The 3,590-nt window shown below is 45.3% G+C and carries 5 protein-coding genes; 2 read left to right on the top strand and 3 right to left on the bottom strand.

Annotated elements, in window-relative coordinates:
- A partial coding sequence (locus tag WC615_RS22890; RefSeq protein WP_372980342.1) for a hypothetical protein occupies nt 1-320 on the top strand: 320 nt, incomplete at its 5' end.
- Nucleotides 321-363: 43 nt separating this feature from the next.
- Nucleotides 364-852: a DUF3347 domain-containing protein gene (locus tag WC615_RS22885; protein ID WP_372980341.1), complete on the top strand. Its 489-nt coding sequence runs from the start codon at nt 364-366 to the stop codon at nt 850-852.
- A 124-nt stretch (nt 853-976) separates the two neighbouring features.
- On the opposite strand, the gene WC615_RS22880 is transcribed toward WC615_RS22885, so the two are convergent.
- The 3 genes from WC615_RS22880 to WC615_RS22870 all read right to left on the bottom strand — a co-directional run.
- Nucleotides 977-2,392: a hypothetical protein gene (locus WC615_RS22880; protein WP_372980340.1), complete on the bottom strand. Its 1,416-nt coding sequence runs from the start codon at nt 2,390-2,392 to the stop codon at nt 977-979.
- Nucleotides 2,393-2,402: 10 nt separating this feature from the next.
- Nucleotides 2,403-3,170: a hypothetical protein gene (locus WC615_RS22875; RefSeq protein WP_372980339.1), complete on the bottom strand. Its 768-nt coding sequence runs from the start codon at nt 3,168-3,170 to the stop codon at nt 2,403-2,405.
- A 54-nt stretch (nt 3,171-3,224) separates the two neighbouring features.
- A partial coding sequence (locus WC615_RS22870) for a hypothetical protein (RefSeq protein ID WP_372980338.1) occupies nt 3,225-3,590 on the bottom strand: 366 nt, incomplete at its 5' end.

Here is a 3,590-nt window from a genome sequence, read left to right as displayed (position 1 = left end):
TTCCGCAAGAAATAAACACCTATATCGGTATAGGATCAAACAAATATTTCGCCCTTGTTATTCAGATTTTGGGAGGGCTTTATTTTGGTTTTGCAATGATCAACTGGATGGCGAAAGGCACCCTTATTGGTGGCATATACAACAGGCCGCTTGTTATTGGTAACCTTGCCCATTTCTTTATCGGGGGCATTGCCTTGGTAAAAGTTGTATTAGCCGATGCTAACATGCCCATGGTTATTTGGGTGTTGGCTGCTATTTACTCATTGTTTGCCATTGTGTTTGCGCTATTATTTAATCGCCACCCAAATGTGCAGGCATAAATAATATCGCATATTAAATTTTATACATTAACGTTTATAAATTATGAAAAAGACACTCTTAAGCCTGATACTTGTGTTATCCATAGTAATGGCAAAAGCCCAAAACACAGCTATCGATAAAATAACCACATCATACATCGGTGTAAAAAATGCCTTAGTTGGCAGCAACGCCGCATTGGCAAAAAGCAAATCGGCCGATTTGTTGGCGGCGCTCTCCGCACCGGTAAAAGGCTTACAGCCTGCCCAGCAAAAATTATTAGGCACTTATCTTGATAAGTTGAAATTTGATAGCCGCCACATCAGCGAAACCACCGTTATCGATCATCAACGCGAGCATTTCGAAAACCTGTCAAAAAACATGTACAGCTTGCTATCTGGCTTAAAACTAAACAGCACCACTGTTTACCAGCAATACTGCCCCATGAAAAAGGCGGCCTGGTTAAGCGAATCGGAAGATATCCGCAACCCATACTACGGCGATGATATGCTTGACTGCGGCAAGGTTACCGCTACTATTAAAGCGGCGAAGTAAAAGCATTTAAAGTTAACCACAGAGTTAGCAGAGATCTTTTACACAAAGGGCACAGAGATTTAATATTCTCTGTGCCCTTTGTGCTTATCTCTTCGTGTCCTCTGTGGTAAAACAACCGCAATGTTTACATATTCATCATATCATGATCCATTTTGCGTTTGCTGCCACCCATTTTCATGAGGCTTGGCGTAATTCGCAGGTAAACCTGGAACCCTACAGGCGCCGCGCCATATAACGGCCTTAAAGCCTTTGGCGAAGCATTGAGCGTTGCTTGTAGGCCAAGCGTTAGGTTGGTTTGCTTAATGGTTGTCAAAATACGGTTTGTTCCCAATGTTATAGCGTTTATGTTAAAGTTAGGGTCGCCCGGGAAAGTGGCTTCCAGGTCCATTTCGCCGGCATCTTTCTGCACATACTCATAACGGCCATAAATGGCGGTTTTATTTAGCTGCAGGCTGTTCTCTAACAAAATAGCAGGTTGGGTTTTACCATGATGGCGGTTTTGCCCGTACACTAAAGTAGTAGCTACGTAACTATTTTCACCCAGCATTTTGGTGTGGATGGCCGATGCGGTAAAGCGGTTTACGTTATCGTTTGGCTCGGCCTCTTCGGGGCTTTTTAACCAGCCGTTTGATACCTGCAATGCCCATTCTTTTGAGGGGTTGACCGATAAGCGTACCGAATACGAATCAAACTTCGGCTTATCAAAATCATAACGGTGCTCATCAGGTTCGCGCCCGGTAAAGATGGAACCTTCCAATTTTACATTCTTGTATCGAAAACCCAGCGTAGCCGTACCAAAGGTAATATGCGTAGCATCGGCATAGTGATGACTTAGCGGTGCATCGGGATTATTCATGGCCGATAGCCTGTGCATAAACACCGGCGGACCAAGCGCAGGTTCGCCCGGCATCCCTACCGAAAGGGAGATATCGGTATTCCTGGCAACCCGTTGTGTATAGGCAACGCTCAGTTCGGCAAACAGATCATGCGGGTGCTGGCGGTCAACTACTTTATTACCCTGATACGATTCGCCGGTTTGGTAAAGCAATGGGTAACCACTGCCGCCTACCGTAAATGCATCAAGCGAGAACATGGTGTTGATAGCGAACAGGCCATTGCTGCCCACCTTACGCTGCGCCATGTACATAAACCAGTTGGGCACATCAAACTGGCTGGCTCCGCGGCTGCCTTTATTAAACAGGTCCTGCTTGTTATACCGCGCAAAAAAACTCCCGTGGAACATATGCATCCATTTTTTGCCGTGCACCATGTACATATACATAGGGGTTTCATCAGGCCCCCATGAGGTACCCGAACCATCGCGGTTCATGGGTAAGTCGAGCGAGAACTGGCTGGTCATGCCCATGCTATGTTTGGTGGTATCGTGCTGCATTTCAACCATCATCTTAGCATGGTCGTGCTGCTGAGGCATTTTTTTAGGTGTAGTATCTTTTTGCATGTGCTGCATATGGTCCATCTGCTGCGCGCTGGCAGCTGTGGCAAATGCAAACACAGCAAGTATCATTATATATTTTCTCATGTTGAAGTCTTTATAAGTTAAAAAAATTGTACTCAAAACGCACCAGGTACATGTTGGCGCTGTTGCGCTGCATATTATTGTACAGCGGGGTGCGGTACGAAAAATCCAGTCGGCAAACGCTGTTGAAGATAAACTGAATAGCCGGGGCTATATCCAGGTAGCTTTGATTGTAACCAGGGTTACTTTTACCAAGCAATTCGGCATACAGGTTAAGATTCACCTGATCGTAACTGGTGTAACGTTTAGGGAGCAATAAATACCCGGCAGATAAAGTATAGGTAACAGCCTCTTTAGCGCCCGTAATAGCGCCAAAATCATTCGCGCTATTCAAGCCACGCAGGTAACTCGCCGAGCCGGATAAGGCCAGCTTATGCAGCAATTGTGTGAATACAAGGCCGCCTTGTATGCCGGAATTATCGCCCTCTAAAGCAATCTCCTGCATCATATATGGGTTACGGCTTGTAGCCACTTTACCAAATACCGCCCCGCGGAAATGCTTCTGTACGCTATCTATCGACAGGAACCTGTACTTGGCATAAAAGCTGCCGCCCTCAAACCTTTGGTTATCCTGATAAAAGTTAGAGGTGTACAAAGCACCATGCAGCATTAGCTTGCCCGTAGCGCCGTACATGGCCTCTAACGTGGTTCTGTTTTTAAATACAGGCGAGGTATAGCCCTGATTCTCCAGCCTGATACCCAACGAGTGGGCGGCCATATTGCTGGCCGGTTCCGTATTCACATAAAGCTCTTGCGCGTGCGCAAAGCATGCTAATGCCATAAGGCAAAAAGCCAATGAAATAACCTTCATAAAAGTATTTTTTTAAGAAGGTGCTTAAATTGCTAAATGATAGGTACGGCCTGTAGCTGTAGCTGCCTCATCGGGGTTTTTACCAAGGTGTTTTTTGGTGACAGAATTTGGCGCAAAACCTTTATCTACAATGGTTAACGATACCGGGCCGGTAAGCGCTTTATCAGCGTTAAGCAGCTTATAGGTATCGGTGCCGTAGGTAAAAGTATTGTCGGCAACCTTGGTGTTATCAAAGTTGAAAGTGGTTTTTAAATAACTTACCGAAAAGCCCGAGTTTTTTACCTTTTTGCTGATCTCTTCAAAATTCACAGGCACATCATTCTTAAAAGTGATGAAGTAAACATTACGGATCAGGTCGGGTTTTATCTCGCTTACAAAAGGCAGCGCTTT

The organism is Mucilaginibacter sp. (genome assembly GCF_041663085.1).
Taxonomy (GTDB): Bacteria; Bacteroidota; Bacteroidia; order Sphingobacteriales; family Sphingobacteriaceae; genus Mucilaginibacter.
The sequence above is the reverse complement of the archived record's forward strand: the minus strand, read 5'-3'. Positions and strand labels throughout refer to the sequence as shown.

Excerpts from the sequence above, each read along its gene's own strand:
- WC615_RS22880 (WP_372980340.1), bottom strand. The coding sequence starts at position 2,392 with ATGAGAAAATATATAATGATACTTGCTGTGTTTGCATTTGCCACAGCT.
- WC615_RS22885 (WP_372980341.1), top strand. The coding sequence starts at position 364 with ATGAAAAAGACACTCTTAAGCCTGATACTTGTGTTATCCATAGTAATG.
- WC615_RS22875 (WP_372980339.1), bottom strand. The coding sequence starts at position 3,170 with ATGGCATTAGCATGCTTTGCGCACGCGCAAGAGCTTTATGTGAATACG.